This window comes from Shewanella decolorationis S12 (assembly GCF_000485795.1).
In the GTDB taxonomy this organism is placed as follows: domain Bacteria; phylum Pseudomonadota; class Gammaproteobacteria; order Enterobacterales; family Shewanellaceae; genus Shewanella; species Shewanella decolorationis.
The window spans coordinates 53,089-69,151 of record NZ_AXZL01000053.1 but is presented as its reverse complement, the minus strand read 5'-3'; the positions used below and the strand labels follow the sequence as shown (position 1 = coordinate 69,151).

Here is a 16,063-nt window from a genome sequence, read left to right as displayed (position 1 = left end):
GATACTCCTTGGCGAAAAATAGGGTTCCGACTCAATTGCCTACTGAGTGGGAGGTTCCGTAAATTGTAATGCGTTCGATTGAAAGCAAATAGGATGCCAAACCAACAATGACGCATTTACGTTCACAGCTTGATCTAAATTGTGACCCTGATCTCAGGCTCAACAAATAGTTTGCAGACAAATTGTCTCAGCGCATGCTTCTTATGGTTCATAGTGACCTATTTGTCTAGTTTCAATGCTAGAATTGGTCGCAATTGAGTCAAAATGTCCAGAAGTGAGCACTATGAGCCAGATAGATAATAACCTCAAGCCCCTTCCTTCCGCTGTGTCTGTCCTGATCGTCGATGACGAGCCGGGGATGCGTAGCTTTTTGAATAAGGCGCTCTCGAAAAAATTCGCCTTAGTCGAAACGGCGGGCAGTATTGAAGATGCTGAGCAGTTACGTAGTCGCTGCCACTTCGACCTATTGATTGTCGATATCCGTTTACCGGGTCGCTCGGGTATCGAGTGGCACGAAGCCTTAGATGAACAAGGCCGCCGCTCCGATGTGATTTTTATGACCGGCTATGCGGATTTAGAAGTCGCGATTAAAGCGCTGCGAGCTGGCGCCTCAGACTTTATTATGAAGCCCTTCCACCTCGAGCAGATGATGTCGGCGGTTGACCGTTGTATTGAACGCCGTTTGCTGCGCCGCGAAAACTTAATGCTGCGCCGTGAAGTCTCCATCGGCTATTCCTCCACCATTATCGGTAGCAGCGAAGCCATGAAGTCGGTCAAGCAAGTGATTGAGCGCGTGGCACCGACCAATGCCGTGGTGTTAATTCAAGGCGAATCGGGCACGGGTAAAGAGCTGGTCGCGCGCCAATTACACCTACTCAGCGGCCGCCAAGGGCCATTTGTGCCCGTTAACTGCGGCTCTATCGCGCCAGAACTACTGGAGAGTGAACTCTTTGGTCATACCGCGGGGGCATTTACCGGTGCTAAGGGAAATCGCGAAGGCTTATTCAGCTTTGCCTCCGGCGGCACTATTTTCCTCGATGAAATTGGTGAGATGCCCCTCAAGATGCAGACGGCATTGCTCAGGGTATTAGAGCAAAAGGCGATTCGCCCTGTCGGCAGTGAGAAGGAAGTCAATATCGATGTCCGGGTGATTGCGGCTACTAACCGCACGCTGGTGGATGAAGTCGAGGCGGGTAACTTCCGTCGTGATCTTTATTATCGATTGAATGTGCTGGATATTTTAATTCCTCCCCTGCGTGAGCGTCCGGAAGATGTGGTCGAATTGACCCATCACTTTACTCGCCAGTTAGCGGCCGAATTGGGTGTGCGTGAAGTCGTGTGGAGCCATGAGGATATGGTGAAGCTGCAACAGCACGAGTGGCCAGGCAATATCCGTGAACTGCGCAATATGATTGAACGCTGCATTCTGCTCGGCAAGCCGCCAGCGGAATACTGGAAGCAGCAGGTCAAGACAGAGTCTTCGGCCTCCCAAGGTTATCCCTTAGATTGGCCGTTGAAAGAAGTGGAAAAACACCATGTGACCAGCGTGGTGGATCTGCACTCTGGCAATAAATCAGCAGCGGCGAGGGACTTAGGCGTTTCCCGTAAGACCTTAGATCGCAAGTATAAAGAGTGGTTTGACGTTAGCGACGAGCAGGAGTTCTAAGTGTCGTTTTTTACTCACTTTTTTGGTGTCAGTTGGCAGCAAATGCAGGCCAAAGTGCGTTATCGCATTCTGATCCTCACCTTGCTGCCGATTTTGCTCACCTTGGTGAGTTTAGTGTTTATCACTATTTACTGGAATATCAGTTACACAGGCAAGCAACTGTTTATGAAGGTAAAAGCCGATCTGGCTGTGGCTGAAAATACCCTGCAACAGGTGCAAGTTCGTCAGGAGAAACAGCTCGAGAGAGTAATGACCTCATGGACTTTTCAAAATGATTTTCGGCCCATTCTCACTGGCGAGTTGGCCCACAGGGCGAGTATAGATGCCTTTCTAAATGAGCAAAAAAAGCAACTCGATCTGGATTTTCTAAGGCTTGTCAGTGTGGCCGAGGCCGCGTCTGACCCAGATTTACGACAAATTTTACCGAAAATGGGTGGTCTTTTACCCTATTCGGGGCTGATGGTGTTATCGCCTGAACGCTTGGCGCGGGTCGATCCGGATTTAGCCCAAAGGGCGGCGATTCCCTTACTAGCGACACTGCGGGCGCAAAGCCCAAATAAACAAGTGGAAGACCGTGGGTTACTGAGCCGCAGTTTGCTGCCGATCCCCGATTTTGAGGGCAAAGTGGCTTGGTATCTCGATGGTGGCGTGCTGTTTAATCGGGATACGCGCATCGTCGACCATATCCGCGACCTCGTGTACGACAAGGGCACGCTGCCGGAGCGTTCCATCGGTACTGTGACCATTTTCCTCGACAATATTCGTGTCTCAACCAATGTGCCTTTGCATTTTTTCCCACAGTCGAATGAACCCCAAGGGCGAGCGCTCGGCAGTTTAGTGTCGGAGGAAGTGCGCGAAAAAGTGCTGAATCACGGTGAGTTATGGGTCGATCGCGCCTTTGTGTTTAACGATTGGTTTATTTCCGCCTATGCGCCCTTAGAGGATATCCGTGGGCAACGTGTCGGTATGATCTATACCGGATTCTCAGAGTCGCCCTTTATCCATAACTACCTGCTTAATATCATAGAACTAGGCACCATTCTGATGCTAGTGCTGTTGATCTCCGGCTTGTTGGTGTACCGCGGTGCTTACAGCTTGTTGCAACCGATTGAGCGCATTCACCATGTGGTGCAAGCGGTGCAGTCTGGTCGCAATGTGCGTATTGGCGCCTTGGGGCTGGACAGGGATAACGAATTATCGAATCTTGCTGAGCAGTTCGACCGTATGCTCGACTTATTGCAGCGGCGCAACGCGCAAATCCAAGCCGCCGCCGAACAACTCGAGATGAAGGTCGAGGAGCGGACTCGTAGCCTGCAGGATAAGACTTTGGAATTGCAGCGCAACGTGGCGTTACTCAATGAGACTCGCCAGCAGTTAGTGACCAATGAAAAGTTAACTGCGCTGGGTGAGCTAACCGCAGGGATTGCCCATGAGATCAATAATCCAACGGCGGTGATCCTCGGCAATATGGAGCTGCTGCGTTATGAGCTTGGAGATAATGCCGAGTCGGTAAAAGAAGAAATCGACCTTGTTATCCAACAGGTTGGCCGTATTAGCACTATTATCCGCAGCCTGCTGCAATACAGCCGTCCTGGTGAGTTTAACGCTCCTTTAGAGATGCATCCTATTACGCCTATCATCGAGGAAATGCTGGTATTAGTACGGCACTCGATTCAAAAACAAGAAGTGGTGCTGATAACTGAACTGAACGCCAGCTGCCCAGTGCAGGTTAACCGTCCACAGTTGCTGCAAGTGCTGATTAACCTTGTGGTTAACGCCGCCCATGCGATGGATGGTAAGGGCAGGATTTGGGTGCGAACCTATGATTGGCTACAGCAAGATATGCCGATTGGGGTGAAAATTGAGGTCGAGGACGAAGGCTCTGGGATTGCGCCTGAGCAGCTAGGGCGGATTTTTGATCCCTTCTACACCACACGTAAAGACGGCACAGGCCTTGGATTATCTTTAAGTTACGGCATTATCAAGCGCATTGGCGGCACCATAGAAGTGAGTTCTGTACTGGGTAAGGGGTCTATCTTCACTATTGGTTTGTACCATGAGGCGAAGGAAGATCAGCAAAACAACCCCTACGATGGCTTACATTTTTCCGGCCAAAGCACCGAAATGTCATCTTAGAAGCGACTCTGCACAAAACGCTATGAGATTGATTCACTGAATAAAAAGCAAAAAAAAGCCGGATGATGAATCCGGCCACAAAAGAGTGTGTGTGAGCAATGTCGTGCTTGCAAACTCAGGAGCACTTTAACAACGTCAGATTACCAGTCATCCGTGTTAAAGATGAGTTTTGGAACGCAAGTTAACGATAATGATTCTCAATTAGGTTTGCAAGCTATTTCTCGCAAAAAATGCACATTTTTATGTAAATCGCCTTTAAGCTGTCGCAATCGACTTGCTTAAATGCAGTTTATGGTCGATAAGGCTTTGCGGATCGGCCTTTAGTTCAGTAATCAAATACTGGTTTCTAATCAACAGATTGAGCATGGCGGGGAAGCGGTTCATGGTCTTAACCTGGATCAGCTTGTAGCCTTGGCGGCTCGCCCAGGTTTCTTGGTATTCCAATAGGCTTTGTGCCAGACCTAAACGTCTAAAGTCGGTCGCAACACCGCCTAACCAACTGTAAAACACGGCATCAGCCTGTTCGTATCCCAGTTTAAAGCCTGCCAATTCACCTTCCACATAGGCTAAGATAATCAAGCAAGTCTTATCCGAGAGACGTTCAGCAAGTGTTTCGCTGGTCAGCGGACGGTCGAGTTCAGGGATTTGCTTGCTCAGTTCGATAAGCTGTGTGGTCAACTCAGGTGTCAGAGCTGTCAGTGCTTTGATTTCAATTGAATACATAATTTTCTCTCACAGAAAATCAGCCCCAAATGTGCATAAACACAGTGGGGCTGAACAAAAAACTGCTCAAATTATAACAGGTCTGGCCAGTTGAGTTAATCAGGAAAATGATTTTTGTGGACTGGTTTGCAAGATCTTGTCTTGTAAGACCTTCAGCAGGACGCCGTAGGCGGGCAGGAATAACCCTAAGCTCACGAGTAACTTGAAGCTGTAATCCACGGCCGCGATTTCGGGCCAGTTGGCCGCCATAAAGCTGTCTGTTGAGGCATAAAAAGCGACACTGAAGAACACTAAGGTGTCGACTAAGTTACCGACAATGGTCGATGCCGCAGGCGCGACCCACCAAGAACGGCTCTGGCGTAGGCGAGCGAAGACTGTGATATCCATCAGCTGACCAATCAAATAAGCCGCGAAGCTGGCGAAGGCGATGCGAAACACAAAAGTGTTCCATTGGCTTAAGGAATCAATCCCTTGGAAGCTACCTTGATGGAATACCACACCCATGACATAGGAAATCATCAACGCGGGCACCATGGCCTTGAGAATGATGCTACGGGCAGGTGTTTGTCCAAAGATGCGCACGGTGAGATCGGTCGCAAGGTAAACAAAGGGAAAACTAAACGCGCCCCAAGTGGTGTGAAAACCAAACAATTGAAACGGTAGTTGTACCAAGTAGTTGCTGACGCAAATAATCAGTATGTGAAATCCCACTAATAGTAGGAGTGCGCGGCGAAGCTGCGCAGGGGTTAACATTAACATATGTGGCCTTTTTAGTTGTGTAGGGCGGGGTGAGGGAACCCGCTAAATGATCTGTTGTTATTTTACCCAATATCAGCGTGCTGAAATCGGGGTCGCCATTATAGTGACCAGGTTCGAAGATGCAAGCTTACTGTTTATATTCCAAGCAATTTAGCCTTGAGTTTCGCAGAGGAGTGGTAGATAAGGTCACAGCACAGGCAGGGAAATTATCCTACACTGTTAAGAAATGGGAGGAGAACGCGATGCGATCATTTCTTGCGGCCTTGTGTTTTAGTTTATTGAGTTTGTGTTCCTACGCGACACCGGCTAAACCCGTGGTAATTCATCTGGTCACCGCATCGTGGCAGGGTTTCTCCAATCCCGACGAAACGGGTTATTACTTCGATATTCTCCGCAAGGTGTTTCCTGCTCCCGATTGGCAACTCGAGGTGCAGTTTATGCCCTTTGCCCGCACGCTTTATATGGTTGAAACCAGCAGAGTGGATATGATCCTCAGTGTTTACAAGGGGGATGTGAAAAACAGCCTACTGAGTGAAAACCCCGTTGAACTTGATTCTATCGATGCCGCCGTGACTCCACAAATTGCGGCGACTTGGTCGGGTATGGAGAGCTTATCCCACAAGAAAGTGCAGGCCATGCTGGCCTATCGCTATAACATGCTGACGACGATCCCGATGTTTTATGAGGAAGGCAGCGACATCTTAAGCATGCTAAATAGTGTGAATGCGGGGCGAACCGATGCCGTGCTGGATTACAGAAAGAATATGGAGACTCTCGTCCCTCAATTGAAGGCGCCGCAGCAGTTTGTGATTATTCCTGGAGTGCTTACCGCCGAAACCTATTTCGCCTTTGCCAATACGGAAAAAGGGCGGATGCTAAAGCAACATTTTGATATTGAACATAAAAAGCTGATTGATTCCGGTGAGCAGGAACGACTCTACACTGAGACTAAGGCCAATGGCTATTGAGCTGGCCGTTAGAGTTCGATCAAAATTGACATAATCGTCGCCAGCTTATTCTCCAGCTCCTGCCATTCCGCCTCAGGATCTGAACCCGCAATAATCCCCGCTCCGGCAAACAGATTGATCTTGCCAGGTTCAATCAAGGCGCTACGAATCGCCACCGAAAATTCACTCTCATACTTATTGAAATAACCACAGGCACCGGCGTACCAGCCGCGCATATAGCCTTCGCGTTCGCGAATAAAGCGCATGGCAGACTCGCGGGGAAGGCCACCCACAGCAGGAGTTGGGTGCAGTGCCTGTAGCAATTGGAAGTCATTCACGTCCTGCTTTAACTCGGCACGAATGGCGCGGTGGAGATGCTGAATATGGTTTAGCTTAAAAATCGTCGCGGTTTCTTCGGCGCCCACATGTTGGCTCAAGGGGGAGAGCATACTGACGATATGGCGGCGAACCAGCTGGTTTTCTATGCTGTTTTTGTTGTCTTCGAGCAGCGCGTTGGCCAGTGCCGTGTCTTCTTCTTGGTTTAAGCCACGTACTGTGGTGCCAGCAAGCGCCTCGGTAAACAATTCCTGCTGACGACGGCGAAATAATCGCTCTGGCGAGCAGGAGATATAAGTGCGCTCGGGGCTAAATTGGAAGCCAAATTGGAAACTATTCGGATTACGCCCCTGCCAACAGGCCAATACCATCCAAGGATCGACCTGTGCATTGACCTCCAGCTCAGTGTGGCGCGACAGCACCACCTTGGGCGTCTCTTGGTTAAACTTGGGCTCAACCACTTGCTCGATTAAGGTCTTCCAGCGCGGAAAATCGGGAATATCGGTGCGGCTCAATAGCGCAAGTTTATTGGGCGGTGCGAGCGGACGAGCCGGTAGCACGGCTTCTATCGCGGCAATGGCGAGGTCGATTTCCGCTTCGGGATGCCTATCGGCAAAGTTCAGATTGACCCGCAAACTGAACTGGTTCGCGCTGCGCCTAAATTCGATACGCGGAAGCACAAAGCGACTATTACCAAACTCAGGCCAGGACTCTATGCTGCGGTCAAACGCCACGCCGCCGTAGTAACGGATCTCGGGATTTGTGGTTAAGGCGCGTTGCTGCTGGTAAATTTCCGCTAAGGTGTCATCATCGACGCCGGTTTCAAACTTAAAGTCTTTACAGGCGCCAATCGCCGCCACTTCTTCAACCTTGTCACGTCCATGCCAGTAGATGCGCGGGTATTGGTTTTGGGATGCCAGCCATGAAATCAAAGGGATAGAAACAGTTGTTAAGGATAACTGCACTATCGGCTCCGTCGGTGGAACCTGCTTCAATTGAATGAGTTTGTCGATGAGAGACTTAAGGTCTTCAGACAGGGCGTGAGCGGGCAAATAAAACTCCAAAGGTAACGAGATGAAGGTGGTGGCTGAAGTTCCGGCAGTCAGCGGTAAGTTAATCCATTCTTTTTAAAGCTATTTACACCGAGTGGGTGAGAGCGTGTAAATAAGAATCTTTCGCTCAAATTAAAGGCCGAGGCCGTCAGTGTCAAGATGCAACCCACGAGTGTGTGACTTTTGCCATAGTCTCATTTTGCGGCGCTTAAAAATGTGACCTAGATGGGTCTTTTTGTCGATACCGTTGTCTGTGTTGGACATTTTGTCTCTTTGTGATGCATCGCATTTTCCATTTGTTGCAATTAGTCGATCTGGGTTGGTTTTTGATTTTTTTTCAGTTGAGACGGAAATTCCTCAGACCACAATAGGGGGCACATCTTAAATTTCCTGTATGACAACAATAATATGATTACCAGAAATACCGCCTTTAGAGTGTCGTCCTTAGCGCTGGCAATTGGACTGAGTTTTACTGCCTCAGCCGATGAAATCGCCCGCGATCCCCTGTTGAATGTGAATGAAGTGATTGTCGTCCATGGTGAAGGTGCCGATGCGGAGCAATTGGCAACCACCCATTGGAGCATCGACGAAGCCGAAATTCGTGCTCTGGGTGCGCAGACCTTAGATCAAGTGCTGAAGAATGTGCCCGGGGTTTATATCCGTGTGGGTGGTGATGGCACCCCTAGGGTCGATATCCGTGGTTTTAAGACCCGCCATGTCACTCTGTTGGTGAATGGCGTGCCCATGAGCAGTGCCGACGATGGCCAGTTCGACCCAAGCGTGATCCCTACCAGCCAAATTGCCTCGGTTGAAGTGTCAGTTGGCCCGACTTCTGTGCTGTACGGCCCAAGCGGTGCCGGCGGGGTGATCAATATTATTACCAAGCAAGGCAGCACAGCGCCCGCTTTGTCTGGACGTTTAGAAGCGGGTAAAGACAATACCTTTAATGGCGATATCAGCGCCGCAGGTTCGGGCGATGATTGGCAGGGATTAGTGAGTGTGAGCCGTCAACAGACCGATGGTTTCCCGATGTCGAACGATTTCGAGCCGACCCAATATCAAGACGGTGAGCTGAGAGTGAACTCAGATAAAGAAGTCACCAACGTCTATGCCCAAGGCAGCTATTGGTTATCGGATAAGACACAGCTGATCGCCAATATGGCACTGCGTAATGGTGAGTGGGGTAAACCCTCACGTGATGGTACTGGTAGCGGTAAGCTCAAGTATGAGCGTACCGACGACTATGATTCGCATACCTTCCAACTCGGCTTAGCCCATCAGTTTGACGATACCTTTACCCTGCGCGGATTTGGTTATCACAATCAAAGCGATACCTTAGAAGCAGCCTATGCCGATGAAACCTATCAAGCATTGACGCAAACCCAAGATGGCCGTTCCGTGGTGCAAGGGGTCAATTTACAGTTAATCACCGATTTTCATAAAGCAGGGCTGTTAACCACCTCTGTGATTGCTGAAGAGCAGAGCTGGAAGTCTGTAGTGGACACTTACTCCAGTAACGCTGGCAGCGGTACTGGCAATAACTCGGGTACTGGCACTGGTTCAGGTTCTGGCAGCGGTTCTGGTAGCGGCAGTGGAACTGGCTCTGGTGGTGGCACGGGTAACGGTGGCGGCACAGGCTCTGGCGGTGGCACGGGTAGCGGCGGCGGAACAGGCTCTGGCGGTGGCACGGGTAGCGGCAGTGGCGGCGGAAGAGGCTCTGGCGGTGGTACTGGAAGCGGCAGTGGAACAGGCTCTGGCGGTGGTACGGGTAGTGGCAGTGGAACAGGTTCTGGCGGTGGCAATGGTAGCGGTGGCGGTTCTGGTGGCGCTGAAAACCTAAATGATTCTGCATGGTTATATACTGCAGCGGCCGAATATCAGTATCAGTCTGAACATAACTATGGCTTCACCTTGGGCGGGGCTTTCCATTCACTCGATACCTCAGACGGTACAGATGATAACTACTCGGCGATGGCCTCTAGTTATTGGCAGATTGTGCCTGACTCTCGTTTGAGCCTGAGTGTGGCACGCAAAGTACGTTTCCCTTCTATGGTGAATTTGTACTCGCAATCATCGGGTAACAGTGATTTAGAAGCGGAAGAGTCTAAACATGTTGAGCTGGGTCTGGATCAAAACCTACCAGCCAGCACCGACTTCTCGCTCTATGGTTTTTACACCGATGCGAAGAACTATATCGCCAAAGATACTGATGGTTTCTACCAAAATATGGGGCGCTATGAGTTCAAAGGGGTTGATTTCCAGATTAACAATCATGCGATTGAGCATTTAGATCTGAGCTTCTCTTACAGCTTCCTAGACTCGAAAGAAATGGAAGGCGACGATACCTTAGATGCACTGCAATACCGTCCTCGTCACCAGCTGCGCTGGCAAATGAGCTACGAATTCCCATTCGAGACGCAAGTCCACCTCAATGTGGAGCGTATCCTCGATCAGGTTTATGCGACTCAGGTGAAAGTGAACGGTCAGAACCAGTATCAACAGCAGTCGCTGGATAACTACACCTTAGTGGATATCAACTTAGTGCAGCCGCTGATCGCCGATAAGCTAGAAGTGTATCTGCGCGCCACTAACCTATTGGATGAGAACTACTACCAGAGTGAAGCATTGCCTCAGGCTGGCCGTCAGTTCTTCGTTGGTGTGAACTGGCAGATTTAAGATGAAATTACTCGAGCTCGACGGTGTCAGCTTTAACTATGGCAGCCAATTAGCCCCGGTTTTACAGGAGCTTAAGCTCTCGATTGGCGCAGGCCAATGCCATTGTGTGAGCGGGCCAACGGGCTCGGGGAAATCGAGTCTACTCAATCTACTGGCGGGCGTGCTGTCGCGTCCCCATGAGGGCGATATTTGGCGTCATCCAGAGCTGGTGACTGGCTTAGTGATGCAGGATCCTCAAACCCAGCTACTGAGGCAAACCGTGGGCGCCGAAGTCGCCTTCGCCTTAGAGAATCTCGGCATCCCCGCCGAGAATATGTTGCCTAAGGTGCAGTTAGCGCTGCGACGCGTCGGGCTGTTTTTACGGCTCGATACCCCTGTCAGTACGCTTTCCCTCGGCCAAAAATACCGTTTGATGATTGCCGCCCAGTTGGTGTGCGAGCCGCATTTACTTTTGCTCGATGAGCCATGGGCGCAGCTCGATGATCACGGTGTAAGCGAGCTATTGGCTGTGCTGCGAAATCTGATTGCCGAAGGTATGGCATTGGTGCTGGTGGAACATAATGCGGCGGCTTTTGCCGAGATTATCCAGCACTATTGGCAATTAGAGGCTGGCCGTTTATCCGAGGGAATATACACCGTCAACGATGCCCCTGTGCAGGATGTGCCAGTGAGAGCTTGGGGAGGCGCCCATCACTTAGGCAAAGTGCTGGTCAGCGCCGAGGCGTTTGATTTCTGTTTCGATGGTTGTCAGCCCTTGTTTAGCTGTCCGCAAGGGTTTCAACTGCATGCGGGCGAGATAGTGACCTTAGTGGGGGATAATGGCGCGGGTAAAACCAGCCTCTTAAAATCCCTCGCGGGCATGCTGCACTTAAAGCTACGTTTGCCACTCAAGGTGCTAGGCCGTAAACCTAAACTCGGTGTGTACGGCGCCGAGTTAGGGCTATTGCTGCAAAGGCCGAGTCGACAACTGTTTGAAACCAATGTGCTGGCCGAGATGCAGTTTAGTTTGAATCGTTTCGAACTTCCGACTGCGCGTGCCGAGCAAATGTTGCTTGATCTCGAGTTGAGCGCTCTGGCCGAACAGTCGCCCCATAAGCTGTCCTATGGTCAACAACACCTGATTGCCTTGGCATCCTTAGCCTGCTTGCAGCCTAAGGTACTGCTACTCGATGACCCGCTCGCGGGTATGGATAAAGAGTACTATCGCAAAGTTTGGTTCCTGCTCAAGCGCCTCAGTGCCCAAGGCAGTGCGATTCTGATGACCAGCCACAGGCTGGTGGAACACAGTGCGGTGTCGCGGCAGTTAAGCCTGCGCCAAGGGCTGTTGGCAGAAGAAGCCATAGGAATGGAGGAGCGCTATGTGGGTTAGTTGTCGTCGATGGCGACTACGTGCCCGCCGGCGTTGGAGTCGCGAGAAGCAAGAAACCACCCTGTGCGCGCTGTCGCTGTTTTTGGTCTGCGTACTTTCCGCCTGCGCTTTTGTATTGCCCGCCGATTTACTGCTACCGCTGGCGGCCGTGAATGGCTTGCTTGTGCTCCATGGGTTAGCGCACCGAGGCAGTATTATGGGCGTGGTGAAACTCGGCGTGATCCAACTGACGATTACCTTAAGTCTTTATCTGCTGCTCTATGGTGTTGATCACCTGGCCCAAGGCGCCGTGGTGGTGGGACGCATTATTTTAGCGACTATTCCCGGATGGTGGTTGTGTATCACGGCGGCGCCTGAGCGTATCGGCGAAGTCTTAAGTGCATTTTTGCCGAGCAAATGGGCCTTTGTGGTGGCTGCATCCTTGAGTTTGCTACCTTATATGGCGGACGAAGTGCGCGAGATTTACCAGATCCAGTGTCTGCGCGGCGCACGCATTACCCCTAAGGCGCTGCGGAACCCCAAAAACTGGCCAGAACTGGTGTACTGCGTGCTGTTTCCTGTGTTAATCCAATTGCTTAAATTATCTCGCCAGATGGCGGTTGCGGCCCAGAGCCGCCACTTTGGTAAGAGTACACGTGCCACCCATTGGCATTCACCCAGAGACAAAAAATGAATAAAAAACTCCCCCTGAGCTTACAGGATTCTTTGTTTATCGGCTTTTGCGCCACCCTGCTGGTGGCATTGACGGGCATGTTAAGGCTCAAACTTGGGCTTTCTGGCCACAGCATGTTTTTAATGAGCTTCTTCTATTTGATTTGCTACGGTGTGCTTGGGCGTTTCGGCAGCATGATTGCCTGTGGCGGCATTGCAGGCTTAGTTGCCATGGCGCTCGGTGTTGGTAAGGGCGGCCCAATGATTTTATTAAAGTTTATCTTACCTGCTATCGCTATGGATCTGGTGGCCTTATTGTTACCGCTCACATTAGGCCTGCATTGGCGCTGCGTGATTTTAGGCATTGTTGGTTGTATGGCGTGGGCGGTCAAAGTGGCACTTACCAATGCGCTGGCGGGGATGGCGCTTGATGTCGTGCTGATCCAATGGGGCGCGAGTGTGCTTAAGGGCGGATTCTTTGCCACCTTAGGTGCCCTGTTAGTGCCTCCCGTGCTGCATAGGCTTAAGGCCCATGATCTCCTTCACCGTGACAAGTTGTAACTGCTAGGAATACCGATGAAAAATTGGCTTATTTGTATCGACGATACCGACGACATTGGCACTAAGGGTACGGGCGAAATTGCCGAGGAAATTGCACTCTTACTCGCGCAAACTTCGGGGGGCAAGGCCTCCTTTGTGACGCGGCATCAACTGTTTGTGCACCCTGACATTCCCTACACCTCACACAACAGTGCCATGTGTTTTGCGCTGCAGTCGCCACTATCGCAGGCGGAAATCCATCGTCTGGCGGTCGCACATCTGGTGGCCGAATCGGCGCCTAAGGCGGATCCTGGGATTGCGATTTTGGATGTCGATTCCGACTATGATGTGCATGCGCTGATAGATTTTGGGCTCAGCGCCAAGCGTGAGGTGATTACCAAAGAAGCCGCCTATCAGCTTGCAGAGCAGTTACAGATCCAACTTACCGAGCACGGCGGCACCGGACAGGGCGTGATCGGAGCCTTGGCGGGATTAGGGCTGCGTTTAATGGGGAGCGATGGGCGAGTGAAGGGTCAAATCAAACTCGGTCAACTTGAGGAAGTCTCCCTCGAATTAACTGTGGCAGAGATTCTCGAGCAGACAGGCCTCGATGCGGTCATTAGCACAGATAAAACCCGTTTAGCGGCGGATGAAAAGGTTCAACTCAAAGGCAAAGTGAAGGCCGTTTACCTTGAGCATCAGTTTGTATTGTTAGTCGCGAAGGACGGTGAGTTGTGGCGTAATGCGGGTAAGCAAGCCTTACAGGACTATTGAGGTGAGAATGGAGCAAGAGCTACTTCAACAGTTTGAATACGAGACCGAGCGCTGGATTTTTCGGGCGGGTTTACAGCAATATTCCGAGGCGAGACGGGTGGCACAACTGTGCCCTCGCTTTGCTCCCGACGATGAAGATGAGCAGGTCGATGATGAACTTCGCTCCTGCTATAACTGCCAATATCGTCGTTGGATGATGACAAGCTTCGAGTGTTTGATGCTAAAAAATACCGTATTATTAACTAATTAGCTTATATTTGAATCGAGTCCCATCATTTTGCTTGGTTTTTGCCTTGTTCTTTGAGGCTTGTCATCAAAGCATATGGTGCTTTTAACCTCCCCAGCTTAGAATGCAAGTTATACTGTCCTATACTACCAAGATAAAAATGGCTTCATAATGTGCTAAATTAGCATGGCGTGTTGCGTGGTCAGTAGCAGTAATCTTCTCTATGCCTTGGGGTTGCTAGAAATGAGTGAGTCGGCAGAATCAGTTGAGCTAATCAAATTACCCGTGTCGCAATTAACATTGGGGATGTTTGTCTGTGCGATAGACAAAAGTGATCAAGGTCGACTCGCCATTGCAAACGCCGGCCAAATCAAGCACAAGGATGCGATTGCCAAATTAACCAAGAATGGGATCAAATTTGTTTGGGTCGACACTGAACGTTCGGCCGAACATTGTGGTTTTAAACGTAAAGCCAGCAACAACATTCCGCCAGAACCGAAAAAACCGTTAGCGACCCGCGAGAATCAACAAAAGCAGGCACAGGTCATTTTGACCGAAGCGAAAGATTTGATCCGTAAAGTCTTGTCAGAAACCTTTGAAGGCAAAGCGATAGAAGTCGCCCCATTCGAAGCCTTAGCCGACAGCATGATTGAATCTGTCTTGTTGGATGAAGACGCGCTGAGATGTATGTCTGCACTGCGTTCAAAGGATGCTTATCTGCTTGAACATTCAGTGAATGTGGCCTTCCTGTTAGTCACCTTTGGTAAGTATTTAAAGCTCGACCGTTCGATTCTTCGGGAGATGGCGGTCGGTGGTATCTTGCACGATATCGGCAAGATCAAGGTCGATAACAAGGTGCTGCATAAGCCGGGTAAGCTGACCCCAGAAGAATTCGAACATATGAAGCTGCATCAAGTGTATGCACTTGAAATTATGAACGAAACAAAAGGCTTATCTCAGGTCAGTAAAGACGTTTGCTTGATGCACCATGAAAAGCTCGATGGCCGTGGATACCCAAGGGGATTAAAGGCCGAGGAAATTCCACTCCATGGCCGCATGAGTTGTATCGTTGATATCTTCGACGCCCTTACCGCCACTCGTTGTTACAAAGAGGCTATGAGCCCCGCGGCGGCCTTTAAGATCCTACTGAGTTTGACACCGTTCCATCTCGACCAAGAACTGGTATACGAATTTATTCGCTGCGTCGGCGTGTATCCTGTCGGCTCTTTGGTCGAATTGTCCGATGGGCGAGTGGGTATCGTCTGGACCTCGAAGGACAGGGATGCATTAAACCCGATCGTAAAATGTTTTTATTCTTTAAAAACGAAGCGTTATACAGAAGTTGTTATGATAGATCTGCTCAAGTCGGAGCTGCATATTGAACGCGGAGTCTCACCTAGCTCGCTGGATATCGATCCTAAACCCTTCTACTAATGCGCGCCGTTGCGCCTGATATCTGCCAAGTTGTCAGGTGCCATTCATTGCCCCGATAAGGTGAAAGGCCGTACACTGGGCCAAAGTTTTTTTAGGGCCCAGTTATGAACAGTGTACGCAACTCTCTCCTTCCTATTCTCGTTATTCTGCTGTCTTTAGCGCTGTTAATTCCCGGCGTGACTCAACCCATTTTGAGCCTCAATGGCAGCATAGATAAGGCCAAACTCACCGAACAAGGGATTGAGCAGGTCGCACAAAGTTTCGATGAGGACTCGGGGCGCGACAGTGCCCGCGGCATGTTGAATATGGTCAGTGGCCTGTTAGGGCTGAACAACCTCAAGGGTGAGGTAGAAGTATTGCAGCAAACCCGCAGTATTTGGAGCACAGTCACCGAATTATACAACTCTGGCAATGGCTTAGTGGCCGGACTGGTGATGCTGTTTAGTATCATTATCCCCGCAGTGAAACTCAGTCTGATGTTGGTACAACAAAGCGTGAGTTCGGTTGCGCTGCAGTGGCGCATTCATCATCTAGTGTCTGCGTTGGCGAAATGGTCGATGGCCGATGTGTTTGTGGTGGCCCTGATCATTACCTTTTTGGCGGGCAATGCCTCGGGTGGCATGGGCGAAATGCTCAAGACCAAGGCGCAGTTTGAGAGCGGATTCTACTTCTTTACCGCCTACTGCATTCTCTCAATCGCCAGTGGTTACTTAGTGCGTCGTCCAACACCGATTCTGTAGTTAATCAAAGGGCATACAGCAGGTTCCGTATGCC

14 protein-coding genes are annotated in these 16,063 nt (G+C 50.4%); 11 read left to right on the top strand and 3 right to left on the bottom strand.

Annotation, left to right across the window (positions count from 1 at the left end; all coding sequences use genetic code 11):
* The first annotated feature begins 283 nt into the window (after window positions 1-283).
* A complete protein-coding gene (locus tag SHD_RS05400; protein ID WP_011718787.1) occupies window positions 284-1,666 on the top strand; it encodes a sigma-54-dependent transcriptional regulator in 1,383 nt (460 codons plus the stop codon).
* Entirely contained in the window at window positions 1,667-3,802 is a 2,136-nt protein-coding gene (locus SHD_RS05395; protein ID WP_023266176.1) for a sensor histidine kinase, read from the top strand.
* A 255-nt stretch (window positions 3,803-4,057) separates the two neighbouring features.
* On the opposite strand, the gene SHD_RS05390 is transcribed toward SHD_RS05395, so the two are convergent.
* Together SHD_RS05390 and SHD_RS05385 are read right to left on the bottom strand one after the other, a co-directional pair.
* Window positions 4,058-4,525: a GNAT family N-acetyltransferase gene (locus SHD_RS05390; RefSeq protein WP_023266175.1), complete on the bottom strand. Its 468-nt coding sequence runs from the start codon at window positions 4,523-4,525 to the stop codon at window positions 4,058-4,060.
* A gap of 99 nt (window positions 4,526-4,624) precedes the next feature.
* Window positions 4,625-5,284, bottom strand: a complete 660-nt coding sequence (locus tag SHD_RS05385) for a 7-cyano-7-deazaguanine/7-aminomethyl-7-deazaguanine transporter (protein ID WP_039977624.1) — start codon at window positions 5,282-5,284, stop codon at window positions 4,625-4,627.
* Window positions 5,285-5,526: 242 nt separating this feature from the next.
* Here SHD_RS05385 and SHD_RS05380 point away from each other — a divergent pair, with 242 nt between their 5' ends.
* On the top strand, window positions 5,527-6,252 hold the full coding sequence (locus SHD_RS05380) for a type 2 periplasmic-binding domain-containing protein (protein ID WP_039977621.1): 726 nt from the start codon (window positions 5,527-5,529) through the stop codon (window positions 6,250-6,252).
* Between the two features lie 8 nt (window positions 6,253-6,260).
* Here the strand turns inward: SHD_RS05380 and SHD_RS05375 are convergent, their stop codons facing one another.
* Window positions 6,261-7,619, bottom strand: a complete 1,359-nt coding sequence (locus SHD_RS05375; protein ID WP_039977619.1) for an isochorismate synthase — start codon at window positions 7,617-7,619, stop codon at window positions 6,261-6,263.
* 408 nt (window positions 7,620-8,027) lie between these two features.
* On the opposite strand from SHD_RS05375, the gene SHD_RS05370 reads away from it, so the two are divergent.
* From SHD_RS05370 to SHD_RS05335, 8 genes are all read left to right on the top strand, one after another.
* Window positions 8,028-10,295 (top strand): TonB-dependent receptor plug domain-containing protein, encoded by a 2,268-nt coding sequence (locus SHD_RS05370; RefSeq protein WP_023266172.1) that lies wholly within the window; start codon window positions 8,028-8,030, stop codon window positions 10,293-10,295.
* Between the two features lies 1 nt (window position 10,296).
* Window positions 10,297-11,664, top strand: a complete 1,368-nt coding sequence (locus tag SHD_RS05365) for an ATP-binding cassette domain-containing protein (protein WP_023266171.1) — start codon at window positions 10,297-10,299, stop codon at window positions 11,662-11,664.
* Window positions 11,654-12,337 (top strand): energy-coupling factor transporter transmembrane component T, encoded by a 684-nt coding sequence (locus SHD_RS05360; protein WP_023266170.1) that lies wholly within the window; start codon window positions 11,654-11,656, stop codon window positions 12,335-12,337. The genes SHD_RS05365 and SHD_RS05360 overlap by 11 nt, the downstream gene beginning before the upstream one ends.
* Window positions 12,334-12,876, top strand: coding sequence for a hypothetical protein (locus tag SHD_RS05355; RefSeq protein WP_023266169.1), 543 nt, complete (start codon window positions 12,334-12,336; stop codon window positions 12,874-12,876). Before SHD_RS05360 ends, SHD_RS05355 begins: the two co-directional genes overlap by 4 nt.
* A 15-nt stretch (window positions 12,877-12,891) precedes the next feature.
* Window positions 12,892-13,629, top strand: coding sequence for a DNA-binding protein (locus SHD_RS05350; protein WP_023266168.1), 738 nt, complete (start codon window positions 12,892-12,894; stop codon window positions 13,627-13,629).
* 7 nt (window positions 13,630-13,636) lie between these two features.
* The gene (locus tag SHD_RS05345) at window positions 13,637-13,879 is read left to right on the top strand and encodes a hypothetical protein (protein WP_023266167.1); all 243 of its coding nucleotides are present in this window, start codon (window positions 13,637-13,639) and stop codon (window positions 13,877-13,879) included.
* 219 nt (window positions 13,880-14,098) lie between these two features.
* The gene (locus SHD_RS05340) at window positions 14,099-15,289 is read left to right on the top strand and encodes an HD-GYP domain-containing protein (protein ID WP_039977640.1); all 1,191 of its coding nucleotides are present in this window, start codon (window positions 14,099-14,101) and stop codon (window positions 15,287-15,289) included.
* A gap of 104 nt (window positions 15,290-15,393) precedes the next feature.
* Entirely contained in the window at window positions 15,394-16,029 is a 636-nt protein-coding gene (locus tag SHD_RS05335) for a paraquat-inducible protein A (RefSeq protein WP_023266165.1), read from the top strand.
* The last annotated feature ends 34 nt before the right edge of the window (window positions 16,030-16,063 follow it).

Excerpts from the sequence above, each read along its gene's own strand:
- SHD_RS05360 (WP_023266170.1), top strand. The coding sequence starts at position 11,654 with ATGTGGGTTAGTTGTCGTCGATGGCGACTACGTGCCCGCCGGCGTTGG.
- SHD_RS05335 (WP_023266165.1), top strand. The coding sequence starts at position 15,394 with ATGAACAGTGTACGCAACTCTCTCCTTCCTATTCTCGTTATTCTGCTG.
- SHD_RS05390 (WP_023266175.1), bottom strand. The coding sequence starts at position 4,525 with ATGTATTCAATTGAAATCAAAGCACTGACAGCTCTGACACCTGAGTTG.
- SHD_RS05400 (WP_011718787.1), top strand. The coding sequence starts at position 284 with ATGAGCCAGATAGATAATAACCTCAAGCCCCTTCCTTCCGCTGTGTCT.
- SHD_RS05350 (WP_023266168.1), top strand. The coding sequence starts at position 12,892 with ATGAAAAATTGGCTTATTTGTATCGACGATACCGACGACATTGGCACT.
- SHD_RS05380 (WP_039977621.1), top strand. The coding sequence starts at position 5,527 with ATGCGATCATTTCTTGCGGCCTTGTGTTTTAGTTTATTGAGTTTGTGT.
- SHD_RS05355 (WP_023266169.1), top strand. The coding sequence starts at position 12,334 with ATGAATAAAAAACTCCCCCTGAGCTTACAGGATTCTTTGTTTATCGGC.
- SHD_RS05340 (WP_039977640.1), top strand. The coding sequence starts at position 14,099 with ATGAGTGAGTCGGCAGAATCAGTTGAGCTAATCAAATTACCCGTGTCG.
- SHD_RS05345 (WP_023266167.1), top strand. The coding sequence starts at position 13,637 with ATGGAGCAAGAGCTACTTCAACAGTTTGAATACGAGACCGAGCGCTGG.
- SHD_RS05365 (WP_023266171.1), top strand. The coding sequence starts at position 10,297 with ATGAAATTACTCGAGCTCGACGGTGTCAGCTTTAACTATGGCAGCCAA.
- SHD_RS05385 (WP_039977624.1), bottom strand. The coding sequence starts at position 5,284 with ATGTTAATGTTAACCCCTGCGCAGCTTCGCCGCGCACTCCTACTATTA.
- SHD_RS05370 (WP_023266172.1), top strand. The coding sequence starts at position 8,028 with ATGATTACCAGAAATACCGCCTTTAGAGTGTCGTCCTTAGCGCTGGCA.